At 72.8% G+C, this 17605-nt stretch carries 14 protein-coding genes; 9 read left to right on the top strand and 5 right to left on the bottom strand.

Annotated features, from left to right (window positions below; all coding sequences use genetic code 11):
* Positions 1-4 precede the first annotated feature (4 nt).
* The 5 genes from ACIBHX_RS26585 to ACIBHX_RS26605 are packed head-to-tail and all read left to right on the top strand — an operon-like array spanning position 5 to position 6177.
* Positions 5-439: a hypothetical protein gene (locus ACIBHX_RS26585; protein ID WP_397069956.1), complete on the top strand. Its 435-nt coding sequence runs from the start codon at positions 5-7 to the stop codon at positions 437-439.
* Positions 436-1929 (top strand): glycosyltransferase family 2 protein, encoded by a 1494-nt coding sequence (locus tag ACIBHX_RS26590; RefSeq protein WP_397069957.1) that lies wholly within the window; start codon positions 436-438, stop codon positions 1927-1929. Before ACIBHX_RS26585 ends, ACIBHX_RS26590 begins: the two co-directional genes overlap by 4 nt.
* Positions 1926-3785 carry a glycosyltransferase gene (locus ACIBHX_RS26595; RefSeq protein ID WP_397069958.1) on the top strand — a complete coding sequence of 620 codons (1860 nt, stop codon included), beginning with the start codon at positions 1926-1928 and terminating at the stop codon, positions 3783-3785. Before ACIBHX_RS26590 ends, ACIBHX_RS26595 begins: the two co-directional genes overlap by 4 nt.
* Entirely contained in the window at positions 3782-5449 is a 1668-nt protein-coding gene (locus ACIBHX_RS26600) for a glycosyltransferase (protein ID WP_397069959.1), read from the top strand. The genes ACIBHX_RS26595 and ACIBHX_RS26600 overlap by 4 nt, the downstream gene beginning before the upstream one ends.
* Positions 5450-5466: 17 nt before the next feature.
* Positions 5467-6177: a tyrosine-protein phosphatase gene (locus ACIBHX_RS26605; RefSeq protein WP_397069960.1), complete on the top strand. Its 711-nt coding sequence runs from the start codon at positions 5467-5469 to the stop codon at positions 6175-6177.
* On the opposite strand, the gene ACIBHX_RS26610 is transcribed toward ACIBHX_RS26605, so the two are convergent.
* Both ACIBHX_RS26610 and ACIBHX_RS26615 read right to left on the bottom strand, forming a co-directional pair.
* Complete coding sequence (locus ACIBHX_RS26610; protein WP_397069961.1) at positions 6150-6872, bottom strand: class I SAM-dependent methyltransferase; 723 nt, start codon at positions 6870-6872, stop codon at positions 6150-6152. The genes ACIBHX_RS26605 and ACIBHX_RS26610 overlap by 28 nt on opposite strands.
* 2 nt (positions 6873-6874) lie before the next feature.
* A complete protein-coding gene (locus ACIBHX_RS26615) occupies positions 6875-7741 on the bottom strand; it encodes an exodeoxyribonuclease III (protein ID WP_397069962.1) in 867 nt (288 codons plus the stop codon).
* Positions 7742-8186: 445 nt separating this feature from the next.
* Between ACIBHX_RS26615 and ACIBHX_RS26620 the strand changes: the two genes are divergently transcribed.
* Positions 8187-10166: a serine/threonine protein kinase gene (locus tag ACIBHX_RS26620; protein ID WP_397069963.1), complete on the top strand. Its 1980-nt coding sequence runs from the start codon at positions 8187-8189 to the stop codon at positions 10164-10166.
* A 418-nt stretch (positions 10167-10584) separates the two neighbouring features.
* On the opposite strand, the gene ACIBHX_RS26625 is transcribed toward ACIBHX_RS26620, so the two are convergent.
* Together ACIBHX_RS26625 and ACIBHX_RS26630 are read right to left on the bottom strand one after the other, a co-directional pair.
* A complete protein-coding gene (locus tag ACIBHX_RS26625; RefSeq protein WP_397069964.1) occupies positions 10585-12930 on the bottom strand; it encodes a hypothetical protein in 2346 nt (781 codons plus the stop codon).
* 24 nt (positions 12931-12954) lie between these two features.
* Positions 12955-13521 carry a GNAT family N-acetyltransferase gene (locus ACIBHX_RS26630; protein WP_397069965.1) on the bottom strand — a complete coding sequence of 189 codons (567 nt, stop codon included), beginning with the start codon at positions 13519-13521 and terminating at the stop codon, positions 12955-12957.
* Between the two features lie 107 nt (positions 13522-13628).
* Here ACIBHX_RS26630 and ACIBHX_RS26635 point away from each other — a divergent pair, with 107 nt between their 5' ends.
* From ACIBHX_RS26635 to ACIBHX_RS26645, 3 genes are read left to right on the top strand one after another with little or no spacing between them, the layout of a single operon-like run.
* Positions 13629-14831: an acyl-CoA dehydrogenase family protein gene (locus ACIBHX_RS26635; RefSeq protein WP_397069966.1), complete on the top strand. Its 1203-nt coding sequence runs from the start codon at positions 13629-13631 to the stop codon at positions 14829-14831.
* Positions 14822-15967, top strand: coding sequence for an acyl-CoA dehydrogenase family protein (locus ACIBHX_RS26640; protein WP_397069967.1), 1146 nt, complete (start codon positions 14822-14824; stop codon positions 15965-15967). The genes ACIBHX_RS26635 and ACIBHX_RS26640 overlap by 10 nt, the downstream gene beginning before the upstream one ends.
* A 13-nt stretch (positions 15968-15980) precedes the next feature.
* Entirely contained in the window at positions 15981-17030 is a 1050-nt protein-coding gene (locus ACIBHX_RS26645) for an acyl-CoA dehydrogenase family protein (protein WP_397069968.1), read from the top strand.
* On the opposite strand, the gene ACIBHX_RS26650 is transcribed toward ACIBHX_RS26645, so the two are convergent.
* Positions 17004-17603 carry a TetR/AcrR family transcriptional regulator gene (locus ACIBHX_RS26650; RefSeq protein WP_397069969.1) on the bottom strand — a complete coding sequence of 200 codons (600 nt, stop codon included), beginning with the start codon at positions 17601-17603 and terminating at the stop codon, positions 17004-17006. The two genes, ACIBHX_RS26645 and ACIBHX_RS26650, sit on opposite strands and share 27 nt — an antisense overlap.
* Between the last annotated feature and the right edge of the window lie 2 nt (positions 17604-17605).

Consider the following 17605-nt stretch of genomic DNA (forward strand, 5'->3'; position numbering starts at 1 on the left):
GCGGATGTTCTCGCCACGCCGACTGGCAGCGACCGCCGCGTTCCTCGGGATTCTGACCGTCGTGCTCGTGGTGCTCGTCGTGACCGGGGCGCTCGAACTGGGCGCCGCCGCGGCCACGGGAGCGTTCGTGATCTCGCTCGCGGCCCTGGCCTTCCTGGTGCTGTCCGTACGCCGCCTCGACGGCAAGGCTCAGCGCATCGATCTCCGGGCGAAGAAGCACGAGGCGGAGCTGGCCAGAACCGCCACCGCGCTGAAGCGGATCGAGTCGCGCATCGACACGCTGACCGAGGCCGTCGAACAGTCGATGGCCAGGCACGGCGACGACCTGGCCGCGATCCTGGCCTCCCTCGGCGAGGACCGGGTCAACGCGATGGCGCGCGCGCGAGAAGTGGAGCAGCTGCGCGAGGAGGTTCGCGGGCCGGCCAAGGACCCAGTATGACCCGGATCAGGCACAACGACTACGGCCCGCTGGATCCGCCCGCGATCGGCGCGTGGACGCCGTCGCTGACGGTTTCCGTCGTCATCCCCGCCCGCGACTGCCTGCCCGAGCTGGAGCGCACGCTCGCCGCGCTGGCCGCCCAGACGTATCCGGCGGAACTGGTCGAGGTGATCGTCGCCGACGACGGCAGCGACCCGCCGATCGAGCTGCCCGGCGTCCGCGTCGTCAGGGTCGGGCGCGGCTGGGGCCGGGGCGCTGCCCGCCAGGCGGGCCTCGACGCCGCCACCGGCGAGGTCGTCCACTGGCTGGACGCCGACATGCTGCTCGAACCCGATCATCTCGAGGCCCACCTGCGCTGGCACCACCTCCTGGACTACGCCGTGGTGATCGGCGACACCCGCTTCGCGGTCGAGGAGGGCGAGGTCCGCCCCGAGTACACCCGCAAGACCCTCGTGTCGACCGACATGCTCAAGCAGGCGGGCGCCGCCGCCTACCTGCTGCACACCGGCGCCTCCACCTCCGCCCGCGCCTGGCTGCTGCGCGTCGCGGGCGGCGTCGACGTCTCGCTGAACATGGCCGAGGACACCGAGCTCGGTTACCGGCTGGCGCAGGCCGGCGCGGTGTTCATCCCCGACCCGCAGGCCCGCGCCGTGCACGCGGGCCCGTCCACGGTCATGCGCCGGGAGCAGGACGTGCACAGGCACAACTGGTCCTTCCTCGGCGACCTCGTCCCCGACCTGCGCTGGCTGCGCAGCCACCCGCGCCGCCGCTGGCTGGTGCCCTACGTCCAGGTGGTCATCGAGGTCCCGCCTACTCCTGGCACCTACGAGCAGACCAGGGCAGCTGCCGACTCCGCGCTGGCGGGCACGCTCGCCGACGCCGCCGTCACGCTCGTCGGCCCCTGGTCGAAGCTGACCGGCGAGCGCCGCGCCAGCCTCGACGAGCCGCTGCTCGACCTGCGCCTGCTGGGCAACCTCTACGCCCACGAGCCGCGCGTCACCTTCGCCGAGAGTGCGCCCGCCTCGGCCGCGCCCGCGCCGTTCCTGCTCACGCTGCCGGCCGGCTGGGTGCTGGGCGCCGACACGCTGGCCAAACTGGTACGGCAGGCCGAGCGCGAAACCCTCGGACTGGTCAGCGCCGCGCTGGCCGAGGATGAGTCGGGTGTCCTGGCGGCCCGGCTGGAGCGCACCGCCGCCTACGCCCGCGCCGCCCTGGTCGAGGCCCCCACCGACGATGTGGTCGACGAGCTGTTCGGCGTTCTGTGGGTGAGCGGGTCCGAGTACGGCTTCGCCCCGGCCGACGAGGCGGAACCCCTGGCGGGCGACCCGGCCAAGTGGCGGGCGCTGGCCGCCGAGCGCCAGGAGGAGATCAAGTCCCTGCACGCCGAGGTCGAGCGCCTGACCGCCGAGCTCGACGGCGCCAAGGAGCGGCCCGCTCCCCCGGCCAGGGGGCTCGGCTCGCTGATGCGGCACCTGCGGAGCGCCGGATGATCGACCAGTTGCTCGCGGACCTGCCCAGGGCCCGTGTGTTCCGTGCGGGCGTCGCAGGTCCGGGCGTCGACCTGGACCACGACCTGCTCGAACCCGCCCAGGCCGCGGAGCGCGTGCACGAGGTGCTGGTCCTGGCCGCCACCCCGGCCGACCTGCGCCGCGTCTCGACCCTGCACAAGCTGCTGCCCGAGGCCCGCCGGGTCGTCGTTGCCGTGCTGGACACGCCCGCCTCCCACCCGGCGCCCGTGCCCACCCCGACGCCGGCGCACCGCTGGCGCTCCCTCACCGACCTGCGGGTCCATCGGCCCGAGGACCGGGTGTGGGTGGTGGACGCGCGCTTCTCGGCTCCCACACCGGCCGGCCGTACCGTCACGGCGACGGCGCGGGCGTTCGCCGGGCACCGCCTGGACGTGATCGCGGCGCCCGCTGCGGGGATCGCGGGGGTCGGCGCGGCCGACTGGCGGCCGGGCGACCCCAACGCCACGCCTGCCGAACTGACGGGCCCCGTGCCCGAGCGGGTCGGCGCGCCGGGGAGCGATCTGGTGCTGCGCACGCTGGACGAGAGCGCCGACTGGGCCGGCGAGGAGACGCCGATCGAGCGGCCCACGCTGGACGCGGCCAGCTGGGAGCGGCTCGGCCGTCCGGGCGGCGCGGAGCTGCCGCTCTCGGATCCGGACGTGCTGAGCGAGCCGTCCATGATCCCGCCGGTGGACGAGCGGCTGGTCAACCCGCAGGGGTTCGTCACCACGCCCTCGCGCGGCATGGCCTCGCTGGCCGAGCGCGACGGGCGCTGGTCGGTGGTGCTGGACGGCAGGGCCGTGGTGACTTTCGCCGAGTCGGGCGGGGTCACCGACGCCGACGTGGCGCGGCTGCGGCAGATCCGCGGTCTCGAGATCGACTGGCGACGCGCGCACAGCGGACCGCTGGCGGCGGTCCGGGTGCTGGCCGGGCTGGCCGCGGCGGGGGTGCCGCTGGTGGCCGAGGCGGTGCCGCGCTGGGCGGGTGCGATCGGCCCGGAGCTGGTGCGGCTTATCAGCCAATGTCCCGAAATTTCGGATGATTTGGGGAGAGAAGAGCACAGCATCCGGCTGCGGCGGGCGGCGCTGCGCACCCACGGGGTGGCGGCCCGGTGGGAGCAGCTCGGCGCGCCCTCGCCCGCTCCCCCGCTGGTCTCGGTGCTGCTGGCCACCCGCAGGACCGACATGGTGGGCTTCGCGCTCGACCAGATCGCCCGCCAGCGCGGCGCCAACCTCGAGGTCGTCCTGGCGCTGCACGGCGTGCCCGCCGGGCATCCTGACGTGGCGCCCGCGGTGGCCGCCTTCGACAGGCCGCTGACGGTGTTCGAGGCGCCCGCGTCGGCGGTCTTCGGCGAGGTGCTGAACCAGGCCGCGACCAGGGCCTCCGGCTCGTTCCTGCTGAAGATGGACGACGACGACTGGTACGGGCCCGAGTTCCTGTCGGACCTGCTGCTCGCGCACTCCTACTCGGGGGCGCAGCTGGTGGGCACCGTGCCGGAGTTCGTCTACCTGAGTTCGATCGACGTGACCGTGCACCGGCACCAGATCACCGAGCAGATCACCAGCTTCGTGGCGGGCGGCACGATCCTGGTGGAGCGGTCGGCCTTCCAGGCGGTGGGCGGGTTCCGCCCGCTGCGGCGTTCGGTCGACACCCAGTTCCAGGAGGCGCTGCAGGCGGCGGGCGGGCAGATCTACCGCACCCACGGCCTGGGCTACATCCTGCGCCGCGGGCCCGCCGCCAACCACACCTGGCAGGAGCCGATCGGCACGTTCCTGCAGCGCAACCGGCGTCAGTGGCGCGGATTCCGCCCCGGCGCGCTGATGGAGCAGGCCCCGTGACCCCGCGCATCCGGCGGCAGGACTTCGGCGTGCTCACCCCGCCCCCGCTCGGCGAATGGCAGCCCACGCTGCGGGTGACCGTGGTGATCCCGGCGCACGACCGGCAGGAGACGCTCGACCTCACCCTGGCCGCGCTGGCCGGGCAGAGCTACCCGGGCGAGCTGCTCGACGTGATCGTGGTCGACGACGGCAGCTCCCCGCCGCTGCGGCTTCCCGCCGTCAGACCCGCCAGGTCCCGGCTGATCAGCAGCCTGCCGGGCGGCTGGGGGCGGGCGTGGGCGCTGCAGACCGGGATCGACGCGGCCACCGGGGACGTGATCTTCGTGCTGGACGCCGACATGGTGCCGCACCGCACCCACGTCGAGGCGCAGCTGCGCTGGCACCACCTGGCCCCCTACCTGGTGGTGCTGGGCTGGATCGACTTCACCCCCGGCGACCTGCTGCCCGCGCCCGCCGAGGTCGTGCAGGCGCTGGAGGCCGGCACAGAGGACAAGCTGTTCCCGCTGTCGCCGCACCGCCACGACTGGGCCGAGAAGATCATCAGGGAGCACGACGGGCTGCGCACCGCGCCGAGCTCGCTGGCCACCCGCATCCACGTGGGCGCCACGGCCTCCTACCCGGCCGGTCTGCTGCGCTCCATCGGCGGGCTGGACACCTCGCTGGTGCTGGCCGAGGACACCGAGCTCGGCTACCGGCTCACGCAGGCGGGGGCCGTGTTCGTGCCCGAGCCGCAGTCGCGCGCCTGGCACGTCGGGCTGCCGACGGCGATGCGCGACTTCGCCGCGCTCAAGCGCTACAACGATCCGTTCGTGGCCGACCGCGTGCCGTACCGGCGCTACCTGCGCACGGACGCGGGCAGGCAGTGGCTCGTGCCGTACGTGGACGCCGTGGTCGGCGCGGCCTCCTACGAGGACGTGCGGGCCACGGTGGACGGTCTGCTCGGCTCGTCGCTACCCGACGTGGCGGTCACGATCGCGGCCGGCTGGGATTCGCTCGGCACCTCACGCCGCGCCCCACTCACCGACCCCGAGCTGGACCTGCGGCTGATCCGCGCCACGTTCGCGCACGACTCCCGGGTACGGCCGGCCACGTCCGAGCCCGCCTCGCGGGCTCCCTTCCGGTTGCGGATGCCGCCGGGATGGATGCCCGGGCACGACACGCTGGAGCGGCTCGTGGCCCACCTGGAGAAGCACGACCTGGGCGCCGTCTGCATCGCGCTGGACGAGGGACCGGCCGGTGTGGTCGTGGCCCGGCTGGAGCGCACCGCCGCGCTGGCCAGGGTGGCGCTGGTGGCGCGTCCGGGTGAGCAGCAGGACGACGTGCTTGACGAGGTGTTCGGGCTGGAGTGGGTCGACGGCGAGTCGTGGGGTTTCACGCGGCGGCCCAGGGTCTACCCGCCGCGCAAGCGACCGGTCTCCGAGATCGACCGGCTGCGCGCCCAGCAGGACAAGGAACTGAACCGGGCACGCAGGCGCCTGGCCGCGCTCCAGGCGGAGGTCGCCCAACTGCGGCGGGAGGCGGGCAAGGGACGCAGGGACGCCCAGCGCTGGCGCGAGAAGGCCGAGTCGTGGCGCCGTGAGGCGGTCAGGCTGACCCGCGCCCAGGACAGGGGCGTGCTGGAGCGGGCCGTCCGCCGGGTCCGCGCCCTCATCCCCAAGCCGTAGGCACCAGGATGTGACCCGTGAGCAGACATATCACCTTTGAGCGGCTGCACAACTTCCGTGACCTCGGCGGCTACCCCACCGCGGACGGGCACACGGTGCGCTGGGGCCGCCTGTACCGGTCCGACTCGCTGGGCAAGCTGCGCGGCGCCGACTGGGACCGGTTCCTGGAGCTCGGCATCGGCAACGTGATCGACCTGCGGTATCCCTGGGAGGGAGACCGGGGCGGCCGGGTGCCGGACGGCCCTGAGTACCACAACCTGAGCATCGAGCACCGCCCCTACGACCAGGCCGCCCTGGGCCCCGAGGTCGACCCGGTGGACTATCTGGCCGAGCGCTTCGCCGAGGTGGCCGAGGACGGCGTCGCGGAGATCCGGCAGACGCTCGAGGTCATCGCCGCGGCCGACGAGCCGGTGGTCTTCCACTGCGCCTCCGGCAAGGACCGCACCGGGATCGTGGCCGCCCTGGTCCTGTCGCTGCTCGGCGTGGAGGAGGAGACCGTGGTCGAGGACTTCGCCCTGACCGGGCTGGCCACGGACCGCCTGGTCGCCGACTGGCGCGCCGCCCACGACGGGCGGTCGCCGGGCTGGCCCGCCTACGGCACCGCGCCTGCCGGGCTGATGCGCCGCTTCCTGCGCGATCTCGGTCCCGTCGAGGACTACGCCAAGCGGCTCGGCTTCGACCCCGAGCCCCTGCGGGCTCGCTACTTGGACAGCGCCACCAGCGTGTAGACGGGATCCGGGCGTGCCCTGTCCTGTTCGGGCAGGGCGGCCAGCCGTACCCCGAGTTCGGCCAGGTCCGCGGCAGGCACCCGGCGCGCCCAGCCGTAGCCGTCCGTGACGAGCTTCTCGGCCCACGCGCGCGGGCTGCGGCCCTGCCCCACCCCGGCGAAGCCGGTACGGCCGGCCACGGCGAACCCCTGCGCCACCCGGTCCAGCGCGTCGGACGGCGCGCCGAGATGGGCCTCGCGCACAGGATTGAGCACGGCGGCCACGTCGCACCCGGTGGCGAACGCGGCGTCGTTCTTGCCGACCGTGGTGATCAGCAGGCCGCCCGGCCGCAGCACCCTCCTGGCCTCGCGGACCGCGGCCGTGGCGGTGTCCGGGCGGAGCAGGTGCAGCAGCCAGATCATCGTCACGGCGTCGAGCGAGCCGTCGGCGAACGGCAGCGCGAGCGCGTCCCCTCGCACCACGTCCACCCTGGTGCGGGCGACCGCCAGCATGCCGGAGGACTGGTCGACGCCGACCACCCGCCGCCCCGGCCCGGCCAGCCGGGAAGTCACGATGCCGGTGCCGCAGGCGATGTCGGCCAGCACCCGCGCACCGCCCGGCAGCAGCTCCTCGATCGCCGTGGCGGCAGCGGCGGCCCTGGCGTCGCCGCCCCTCGTGAGGTCGTAGTGGTCCGCCTCGCTGTCGTAGTCGAGCATGCTCAGTCCGGCGCCTGCGGGAGCTTGACCGAGCGGCGCCCGGTGGCGGGGGCCGAGGGCGGCGGTACGACGGGGCCGATGTCGCCGTCGGGCGCCTCGTCCAGATCGACGATGACCGGGGCGTGGTCGCTCGGGCCCGTGCCCTTGCGGGCGTGCCTGTCGACCCAGGCGGCGCGCACCCGCCCGGCCACCGGGCCCGAGGCCAGTGCCAGGTCGATCCGCATCCCGAGATCCTGGTGGAACATGCCCGCCCGGTAGTCCCAGTAGGTGAACACGCGCTGGGTCGGCCAGCGGTCGCGCACCACGTCGTGCAGGCCGAGCGCCTGCAGCTCGGCCAGCGCCGCCCGCTCGGGCCGCGTGACGTGCGTCTGGCCGATGTACGCCTCAGGGTCGAAGACGTCGGCGTCGGTGGGCGCGATGTTCACGTCGCCGCACACGATCACCTCGTCCGGGCCCGCCTTGACGACGTCGCGCAGTACGGCCAGCCAGGCCAGCTTGTAGTGGTAGTGGTCGGAGTCGGGGACACGCCCGTTCGGCACGTAGACCGAGTGCACCCGGATGCCGTCGCAGGTCGCGGAGACCGCCCGCGCCTCCGGATGCGGGAAGCCCGGCGCCCCTGGCAGACCGATCACCACGTCGTCGAGGCCCACCCTGGACAGGATCGCCACGCCGTTCCACCGGGCCTCGCCGTGGACGGCGGCCTGGTAGCCGCGCCCGGCCAGCTCCTCACCCAGCAGCTCGGAGAACGCGGCGTCGGCCAGCTTGGTCTCCTGAAGGCAGACCACGTCGGGCTTGCGCTGGTCGAGCCACGGCAGCAGGCGGGGGACGCGCTGCTTGACGGAGTTCACGTTCCAGGTGGCTATCCGCATGCACAAGACCCTATTCCCCGCGAGCCGCGCTCGACCGCCTCCCTCGGGGCCCCGTCGGCATTCCCCGCGGGCCGGCTCGACCGCCCCTCGGGGCCCGTCGGCGAAGGCCCAGCAGGCGCGCCCTCCGACGCGGAGACCCGCTCCCGCTACGCCTCGCACCACCCACTACATCCCACGACTCCCTGCGATCTGTCCACTCTCCGCATCGCACTTCCAGCCGCATCACCCGCCACGCAGCGCTTGTCGATGTGGCACCTCGTCTCTCACCACCGCCTGCGGTACTGAAGTGAGGGCGGGTGGCTTGCCGTATCGGGGGTCGGTTGGGCTTGCCGTATCGGGGGTCGGTGTGGCTTGCCGTAGTGAGGTAGTCGGTGGGGCTTGCCGTACTGAGGTAAGGGTGAGGGGTTGCGTATCATCGCAGCGGCGCGGGAGCGAGGAGGCGAGCGTGGCTGGGGGCGAGCCGTTACGGCCGGGGGATCCGGCCGAGGTGGGTGGTTACCGGCTGCTGCGGCGGCTGGGCAGCGACGGGCAGGGGGTCGTCTACCTGGGCGAGGGGCCCGCGGGGCGGGTCGCGGTGAAGGTGCTGCGGGCCGACGGGGTGGACGCGCGGGCCCGCGCATACCTGGCCAGGGAGATCGAGGCCGCCCGCCGGGTGGCGCCGTTCTGCGTGGCGCGCATCGTGGACGCCGACCCGCTGGGCGACTCCCCCTATCTGGTCAGCGAGTACGTCGACGGGCCCTCGCTCGCCGAGGTCGGGCCCCGCTCGGGGGCGGACCTGCAACGGCTGGCGGTGGCGACGGCCACGGCGCTGGCGGCGGTGCACGAGGCGGGCATCGTCCATCGCGACTTCAAACCGGCCAACGTGCTGCTGGGACCCGACGGAGCCCGGGTGATCGACTTCGGCATCGCCAAGTCGCTGGCGGACTCCCTCACGCTGACCAGCCAGATCGTCGGCACCCCCAGCTTCATGGCACCCGAGCAGCTGGCCGGGGAGCCGGTCGGACCTGCCGCCGACGTCTTCGCCTGGGGCGGTGTCATCCTCTACGCCGCGACCGGCCGCGCCCCCTTCGGCAGCGACACGCTTCCCGCCGTCATGCACCGCATCCTCACCGCGGACCCCGACCTCTCCGCTCTCGAGGAACCCCTCCGATCGATCGTCGCCGCTGCCCTGGCCAAGACCTCGGCCACCCGCCCCACCATGATCGAGATCTGCCTCCGCCTCCTGGGCCGCCCCGTAGAGAATGTCTCGATCCAGCAGGTAACCACCCCCAAACCCAGCACACCCCCGACACCCCACCCACACCCGCAAGCCGATGCCCCCACAGGGCCAGAGGCGCTCCTCCCGGGTTCCGGCGCGGGCGCGGGATCCGACCCGCGCCCAGCCCCGGACGACCGCCCCGCCTCGAGCGTGCCCCGGGGCGCGAGCGGCCACCCCAACGCGCCCGCGCTCCCCGGCGCGGCCTCCGGACCGGGCATGGGTGCAAGCTCAGTGGCCGAACACGTGGGCGCCGCCTCTGGAGCAGGCCCCACAGCGCGCCCGGACGCTTCGCTGCCCATCCCCGACGCGTCGCCAGCGCTGTTCGGGCCCTCAACTCCACAACCACCCCACGTCGCCGCAGCGGGCGCGTCGCCGGCGTCGTTCGGGGCCGCGGCGCCACAACCTGGTGCAGTGGGCGCGTTCGGCGGGCCGGTCGGGGCCGGGACGGCGGGCGTGCCCGCAGAGTTGGGCAATGCTGCGGAGTCGGGGCTGGTTGCGGGGGCTGGCAAGGGCGGGTCGCGGCGTGGTGGTGTGGCTGGGGATTCTGAGGCGACTGTGCCGCCTGGGGGGCGTAAGGTGCTGCGGCGGGTTGTCGTTGGTGGGGCTGCGGTTGCCGTGGCGGCTGCCGCGGCGATCGCGGCCATCGTGATTCCGCATGGCGCGACAGCCGTACAACCGACCCCGAATCCCGGGACGGCCACCGCAGCGATCAGCACCAGCCCGTCCCAGTCCCCCATCTCAGCGATCAGCACCAGCCAGTCCAAGGCCCCCACCTCAGGACCGGGCACCCCGACGACCGCCCCGAGAACGCCGGTAGCCGCACCGAGGACGTTCCCCCGGGCGTTTCAGGGCACGTGGCAAGGCACGGTCAGCTACGACCCGGGCGCCAGCGACCGCCTCCGGCTTGAGGTGGGGCCGGACGGCATCACTGAGCACTACATCCAGTACCGCTGCACCGCTACGTCCCGCCTGACCGCCGTGAAGGGCGACACGGCGACGCTCAAACGAGCCGCCATGAAGGGCAACTGCCCTCGCAACGGCTCCATCACCCTCGAACTCGACCCGGCCGGCCGCACCCTCGTCTTCCGCTACACCGGCCACGGCGAGAACGCGGTGACCAGGAACATCCGCTTCACCATGTACGCCCTCCTGGAAAGATCGGGCTAGCGGCAAATCTTTCTCCGGGCGATTCTGTACGGCGGGCCGCCCCCACCGGCCGCCCGCCGTACTCCGGCTGAGGGCCTGCGGGCGGCGCTATCCGGCGAGTCGGGGATCCTTGCTCGCCGTCACGTTCCGCGGAATCCACATCCCGGGGCCTCGGGTCCCCCGCCGCACAGGGCGCCGACTTCCGCCGACCCGCGTCCCGCCGACCCGGCGCCTGGAAAGCCCGCGGCACCCATGAGCGCCAGAAATCCGGAAACCCGTGGGCGCGAGGCAAAAGAGGCCAGGCGCCAGGAAAGCCCGCCGGACCCAGGAGCGCCAGGAAGCCGGGAGCCCGTGAGCGCGAGGAAAGCCGGGAACCCATGCGCCCCGAGGCAAAAGGGGCCGGGCGGGTGGAAGAGCTGTCGGGGTCGGGTGGGTGCGCTCAGGGGGAGCAGAGGGGGTGGTAGGGGACCTCGGGGAGGTGGTGGTTCCAGTCGGACTGGGTGAACGGGCCGTAGTGGGTGCAGATCGTGGCGGCGGCCTGTTCCGGCGGGACCGGGGAGGCGGCATGGGCCAGGTCGATCGTCAGGACCGTGCCGCGGCCCGCGAGGACGCGGAGCCAGCGGCCCGAGGCGTCGAGGCGGGCCTGGGCGGGACGGTCCGCGGCGGTGGGGACCTGGCGGTCGGCGACCAGGGCGCCGTCGGCCAGGCGCCACACGCGCACCCGGTCGTTGTCCGTGCTGGCCAGCAGCTGCCCGTCCGTGCTGAAGCGCAGCGCGCCAGGAGAGGGCCGCAAGCGCACCGGCAGCACGGGGACCCCGTCGAGGCGGTAGATCTGGACGCCGGTCTCCTCGGCGATCGCCACCCGCTCCCCGTCGGGCGCGAAGACCGTGTACTCCCACGGCATCCGGTCCAGCCACGGCGCCGCCGTACGACCGCCCGAGGGGTAGCGCCGCACGGACGAGTCCTTGCCCGCGAACACCAGCGCCACCGCGTCACGCGGCCCGACCACCACGTCGTCGTCCGCGTAGACCGACCGCCGCGTCCGCAGGTCCCACACCCAGCGCTCGCCCGACTGCCGGGCCGCCGCGAACAGCAGCCCGCCTCCGGGGCTGAACCACGCCGACTGCTGCCCCGGCGCGCCGAGCCCGCGCCCGAAGGCCGGACCCATCCCCGTCGCGCCGCTCCACAGGTAGGTCCGATCGACGCCGACCAGGGCGAGCGTGTCGGAGGCCGGTGACCACGCCATCGCCCGCACGCTCTGTGCCGGGCCGGGAGACTGCGCGATCTCGGCTCCGGTCCGCAGGTCGTACACCCGCAGCGTGCCGTCGGTGAGCGCGGCCAGCCGGCCGCCGTCGTCACTGATCGCGTAGACGGAGCGGTCGTTGGCGTGCGGGTCGGTGAAGACGCCCACCGCCGCGTCTGAGTCCGAGCGTGCCAGCGCCCGCCGCGCCTCGGTCACCGGCGCCAGGCTCCACGCCGCCAGGCTCAGCTCGCGCGCCAGGACCGGGTCGGCCAGCCGTACCGCCTCCGCCCGGGAGGCCGCCACGCGGGCCATCGCGTAATCCAGTCTGTCCTCGGCCGCGCCGTGCTGCCAGATCGCCACGCCCGCCGCCACCAGCGCCACGGACACCACCGCGGCCAGCACCGCCAGCCGCCCCCGCCGGCGGCCCGCCGCGATCCCCGCGTCGAGGAAGCGCTGCTCGTCGGCGCTCAGCGTCAGATGCCGCCGCCCGCTGGCCGCCCACGCCAGCGCCTGCCGGAGCCGCTCGCCCCGGAACACCTCGGCATCCCGCCGTCCGCCCCCCTCCCACCGCCGCGCCGCCCGCGCCAGCTCCCGATGTACGGCGAGCCCGCCCCGCTCCGCCTCCACCCACTCCCGTAACCGCGGCCAGGCCCACAACAGCGCCGGCCGCACCACTTCCACCATCCCGCCCGCCGAATCGCCGGGCGGCACGGATAACAGGGTGGCCTCGCCGTACGCGGTGAGAATGTGGTCGAGGGAGGCGACCTGGTCGGGCGTGCGGCCGGACAGGAGCTCGTCCAGGGCGACGGGCACGCACCCTGAGGCGTCCGTGGTGACGAGGCGGAGAAAGATCTCGGGGACCAGCCCCTGGTAGGGATGGCTGAGCCCGAGGAAGACCTGTTCGGCGAGGTCCCCGAGGCCGGGATCGTGCACGGGCGTGGGCGGCAGCAGCCTGCCCTGCTGGGACTGCGGCGCGTCGAGCAGCGACAGCAGCAGCTGCCTGGCGCCGGGCCGCTTCCTGCGGTCCCTGGAGGTGGCGGCGGCCACCAGCCCGCGCAGTTGCCGGTCGAGCGAGTCGGGCCCGCGCGCGGTGTAGAGCAGCACCTGCCCCCAGGCGTACACGTCGTCGGGGGGCTCACCTGAGGCGACACCCAGCCCGATGAGCCGAGGTCCTGCGCCGGTGAGCAGCACCCGGCCGGGATCGAGCGACCCGTGCACCGCGCCGGCCTCGTGGATGGCCGCCAGGGCCGTCGCCATCGCGGTGGCCAGGCGGTAGAGGTCGCCGACGGCGTACGGGCCGTGCTCCTCGACGACCCGCCGCAGGCTGATCCCCTCGACGTATTCGCTGACCAGGTAGGTGGCGGCGACCTCGACCAGGTCGGCCACGTGCAGGGAGCGCACCTGCAGGGCGGCCTTGGCGGCGTCGGAGTCCACGGACAGGACGCGCAGGGCACGGCGCTGCCCCGACTCGTCGTAGGCCTCGAACACCTCGCCACTGCCGAGCCGGGCGCCCAACCAGTAGCCTCCCAGCCGATCAGTCATGCGGGGTTTGACGCCGCCCTTCGGCTAACGGTTCAGACGATCCCGATGGTGTGGCCATTCTTCCTTGAGAATGCCGAAATACACGGAATCGCGCCAGGTGCCGTCGGGGCGCTTCTTGTGCCGGCGCAGGGTTCCCTCATGGACGCCGCCGATGCGCCTGATCGCCTCCTGCGAGCGCAGGTTGAGGTGGTCGGTCTTGAGCATCACCCGGTTGTAGCCGAGCGAGAACGCGTGGTCGATCAGCAGGATCTTGCACGAGGTGTTGACCGCCGTACGCCAGACCGCCCGGCCGTACCAGGTCCACCCGATCTCGACACTCTCGTCGAACCCGGGCACGTCGATGTAGGTGCTCCAGCCCACCGCGCGGCCCGTGGACTTCAGCGTCACCGCGAAGGGCACGTGCTCCGTCATCACGAGGGTCGCCAGCGCGGCCAGGTCCTCCTTGGTCCGCGGCGTCGTGGTGATCCACCGCCACAGCTCGTCGTCGCCGCCACCCGCCTCGAACAGGTCGGGGACGTGCTCCAGGGTGAGCGGTTCGAGGCGCACGACGTCGTTCTCGAGCACCACGGGGTCGGGCATCTTCGCGGTCATGGCGAGCACCTTATCGGGGCGCTTGACCAGCCTTTATGGCCACATGAGGGAGATTGCGGGGAACCACCTGTCGACACGCATACCGGCCGGTCGGTAGGCTCCGGAGCATGGACTTCGCCTTCGACACCGTCACCGAAGACCTTCGCGAGCGACTCCTGCGCTTCATGGACGAATGCGTCTATCCGGCCGAGCCCGCCTTCGAGGAGCAGACGGCGGTCAGCGGCTGGAGCCAGCCGCCTCTGCTGGAAGACCTCAAGGACGAAGCCAGGAAGCGTGGTCTCTGGAATCTCTTCTTGCCAGGTGAGCACGGGGCCGGGCTGACCAACCTCCAGTACGCTCCGCTGGCGGAGATCATGGGCAGGTCGCCCAGCATCGCCCCGACCGCCACCAACTGCGCCGCGCCCGACACGGGCAACATGGAAGTGCTGTCCATGTTCGGCAGCCAGTGGCAGCGGAAGGAGTGGCTCCAGCCGCTGCTCGACGGGGAGATCCGCTCGGCCTTCGCGATGACCGAGCCCGACGTGGCCTCCTCCGACGCCACCAACATCGCCACGAGGATCGAGAAAGACGGCGGCGAGTACGTCATCAACGGCCGCAAGTGGTTCATCTCCGGCGCGATGAACCCGAACTGCAAGATCCTCATCGTCATGGGCAAGACGAACCCCGACGCGCCCAAACACCGCCGGCAGTCCATGGTCCTGGTCCCGCGCGACACTCCTGGGCTGCACATCAAGCGCGGCATGACCGTCTTCGGCTACGACGACGGGCACCACGGCGGCCACGCCGAAGTGGTCTTCGACGACGTGCGCGTACCTGTGGACAACCTGATCGGCGAGGAGGGCGGCGGCTTCGCCATCGCGCAGGCCAGGCTGGGCCCCGGCCGCATCCACCACTGCATGCGGCTGATCGGCATGGCCGAGCGCGCGATCGAGCTGATGTGCAGGCGGGCGCTGTCCAGGACCGCGTTCGGCAAGACGGTGGCCGAGCAGGGCGTGGTGCAGGACTGGATCGCCGAGTCCAGGGTCCGGGTGGAGCAGCTGCGGCTGCTGGTGCTGAAGACCGCCTGGCTGATGGACACCGTCGGCAACCAGGGTGCGCACACCGAGATCCAGGCCATCAAGATCGCCACTCCCGCCTCCGTGGAGTGGATCATGGACAAGGCCATCCAGGTGCACGGCGCCGGGGGCGTCAGCCAGGACTTCCCGCTGGCCGGGCTGTGGGCGGGCGTGCGGTCGCTGCGCTTCGCCGACGGTCCCGACGAGGTGCACAAGCGGTCACTCGCCCACAGGGAGCTCAAGAAGTGGATGTAGCACAGCGGATCACCCGATTGCTCGACGAGCACGACCCCGCGGGCGACCCGCAGGAGTGGCTGGGCGCCCGCTACGATGCCGGGCTCGCCTGGGTGTGGTACCCGGAGGGGCTGGGCGGGCTGGGCCTGTCACGGGACGCGCAGGCCGAGATCGACCGGGCGTTGGCGGGCACCCCGCAGCCGACGGCCGTGCAGGGGATCGGCCTCGGCATGGCCGCTCCCACGATTCTGGCCTTCGGGACTTCTGATCAAAAATCCCGATTTCTCCGGCCTTTGTGGACGGGGGAGGAAATTTGGTGCCAGCTCTTCTCCGAGCCCGGCGCTGGATCCGACCTCGCCACGCTGGCGACGCGGGCCGTACAAGACGGGGACGAATGGGTCGTCGATGGCCAGAAGGTGTGGACGTCGGGCGCCCACCACGCCCGCTGGGCCATCCTGGTCACCCGCACCGACCCCGACGTGCCCAAGCACCGCGGGCTGACGTACTTCGTCTGCGACATGCACGCGCCCGGCGTCGAGGTGCGGCCGCTGCGCCAGATCACCGGTGAGGCCGAGTTCAACGAGGTCTTCCTGACAGGTGTGCGGCTGGCCGACGACCTGCGCCTCGGCCAGGTCGGCGACGGCTGGCGGGTCGCGCAGACCACCCTGATGAACGAGCGCGTCGCGATCGGCGGCGCCCGTGTACGGCGCGGCATGCTCGAGGTCATGGTCGAGGCCTGGCGCGAGCGGCCGGAGAACCGGACCCACGACCTGCATCAGCGCCTGCTCGCGCTCTACGTGGAGTCCGAGGTCACCCGGCTGTCCGGGGCCCGGCTGCGCGAGCAGCTCGCCGCCGGCCAGCCTGGGCCCGAGGGGTCGGGCATGAAGCTCTCGTTCGCCGAGCTCAACCAGGCGCTGTCCGGGCTGGAGCAGGAGTTCACGCGGGACCTGTCCTACGACGACTGGGACTTCCGCCGCTCCGACACCGTCGACTTCTACGGTCGCGACGCCGGATACCGCTACCTGCGGGCCAAGGGCAACTCGATCGAGGGCGGCACCTCGGAAATCTTGCGCAACATCGTCTCGGAACGCGTGCTCGGCCTGCCCTCCGAGCCCCGCATCGACAAGGACGTGCCCTGGAAGGACCTGCCTCGATGAGGGTGAGCGACCAATGACACAGACACTGCTCTACACCGAGGTCGAGGAGGAGCTGCGCGCCGCCGTGCGCGCCCTGCTCGCCGACCGCCTGCCGCCCGCCGCCGTGCTGAAACGGGTGGAGGGCTCGCCGTACGACCTGGACCTGTGGAAGACCCTCGCGGGCGAGATCGGGGTCGCCGGGCTGCTCATTCCCGAGGAGTACGGCGGGGCCGGCGCGTCGGCCGCCGAGGTGGGGATCGTGCTGGAGGAGCTGGGGCGGGGAGTCGCGCCCGTGCCGTTCTTCACCAGCTCCGTGCTGGCCACGCACGCCCTGCTCCAGGCGGGCGCCGGCGACCTGCTCGCAGAGCTGGCCGGCGGGGAGAGGACCGCGGCGCTGGCCGTCTCCTTCGCGGCCTCGCCGTACGCGCCCGGTCGCGGCGCCGCGCTGAGCCTGGACGGGGAAGCGGTCACGGGGACCGTGACGAACGTGGCGGGCGCCGAGGTCGCCGACGTGCTCCTCGTCCCGCTCGACGGACAGCTCTACGCGGTGCGGGACGCCCAGGTCGAGGTGAAGCCGTCGCTCGACCTCACCCGGCCGATCGCGACCGTCACCCTAGAGGGCAGGGCGACCCCGCTCGGCCCGTGCGACCTGGCGGAGACACTCAGGTTCGGGGCGGGCATGCTGGCCTCCGAGCAGCTCGGCGTGGCCGAGTGGTGCCTGGACACGACGCTCGCCTACGTCAAGGAACGGCACCAGTTCGCCCGCCCGGTCGGGTCGTTCCAGGCGATCAAGCACCGACTGGCCGACCTGTGGCTGGACGTGGTCCGCGCCAGGGCCGCCGCTCGCGGCGTGATCGTAGACGGTTCGCCCAGGCAGGTCGCCGTGAGCCAGGCCTGGAACGCGGCGGTGGCCGTGCACGCCGCGGAAGAGGCGCTGCAGCTGCACGGCGGGATCGGGATGACCTGGGAGCACCCCATCCACCTCTACCTCAAGCGCGCCAAGGCCACCGAGATCGCCCTCGGCACCCCGGGCGACCACCGGGAGGCGCTGGCCGTCCTAGCCGATCTCCCCGGACCTGAGTGAGGTCAGCAGCAGGTCGGCGAAGTGCTTGCCCACCTGGGCACCGGTCAGCGGCCCGTCCGCGTGGTACCACGTGCCCAGGTGGTGCACCGAGCCGAAGTAGAAGTCGACCACGATCTCGGCCGGCACCCGGTCGCTGAAGACGCCCTCGCGCTGCCCCTCGGCGACCAGGGCGCGGAAGCGCTCGTGGTAGCGGCGGCGGTCGGCCCGCACGTTCTTCTGGGTCTCGGGCGCCAGCAGGTGCATCGAACGGAAGAAGATCTTCGTGTCGTCCAGGTTGGCCGCGCTGGTCTCCACCACGTCGGCGGCGGCCGCGTGCAGCCGTTCCGCGACCGTGCCCGGCCCGTCGGCGATGCTGGTCAGCCGCTCCATCTGCATGCGCAGGACCCGGCCGTAGATCTCGTGGAGCAGATCATCCTTGGAGTCGAAATAGTGGTACATGGCCCCCTTGGTGACTCCGGCCGCGAGCACGATCTCCTGCACCGAGGTGCCTTCGAAACCACGCTCGGCGAACAGGCGGGTGGCCTCCCCTAGCAACCTCTGCCGTACCGGCTCATCTTTCACAGCAACCAGCATAC

This window comes from Nonomuraea sp. NPDC050536 (genome assembly GCF_044457685.1).
Classification (GTDB): Bacteria; Actinomycetota; Actinomycetes; order Streptosporangiales; family Streptosporangiaceae; genus Nonomuraea.

Bases quoted from the DNA above. Each gene is read 5' to 3' on its own strand.
- ACIBHX_RS26585 (WP_397069956.1), top strand. From the start codon at position 5: ATGTTCTCGCCACGCCGACTGGCAGCGACCGCCGCGTTCCTCGGGATT.
- ACIBHX_RS26590 (WP_397069957.1), top strand. From the start codon at position 436: ATGACCCGGATCAGGCACAACGACTACGGCCCGCTGGATCCGCCCGCG.
- ACIBHX_RS26595 (WP_397069958.1), top strand. From the start codon at position 1,926: ATGATCGACCAGTTGCTCGCGGACCTGCCCAGGGCCCGTGTGTTCCGT.
- ACIBHX_RS26610 (WP_397069961.1), bottom strand. From the start codon at position 6,872: ATGCTCGACTACGACAGCGAGGCGGACCACTACGACCTCACGAGGGGC.
- ACIBHX_RS26615 (WP_397069962.1), bottom strand. From the start codon at position 7,741: ATGCGGATAGCCACCTGGAACGTGAACTCCGTCAAGCAGCGCGTCCCC.
- ACIBHX_RS26625 (WP_397069964.1), bottom strand. From the start codon at position 12,930: ATGACTGATCGGCTGGGAGGCTACTGGTTGGGCGCCCGGCTCGGCAGT.
- ACIBHX_RS26630 (WP_397069965.1), bottom strand. From the start codon at position 13,521: ATGACCGCGAAGATGCCCGACCCCGTGGTGCTCGAGAACGACGTCGTG.
- ACIBHX_RS26635 (WP_397069966.1), top strand. From the start codon at position 13,629: ATGGACTTCGCCTTCGACACCGTCACCGAAGACCTTCGCGAGCGACTC.
- ACIBHX_RS26645 (WP_397069968.1), top strand. From the start codon at position 15,981: ATGACACAGACACTGCTCTACACCGAGGTCGAGGAGGAGCTGCGCGCC.
- ACIBHX_RS26650 (WP_397069969.1), bottom strand. From the start codon at position 17,603: ATGCTGGTTGCTGTGAAAGATGAGCCGGTACGGCAGAGGTTGCTAGGG.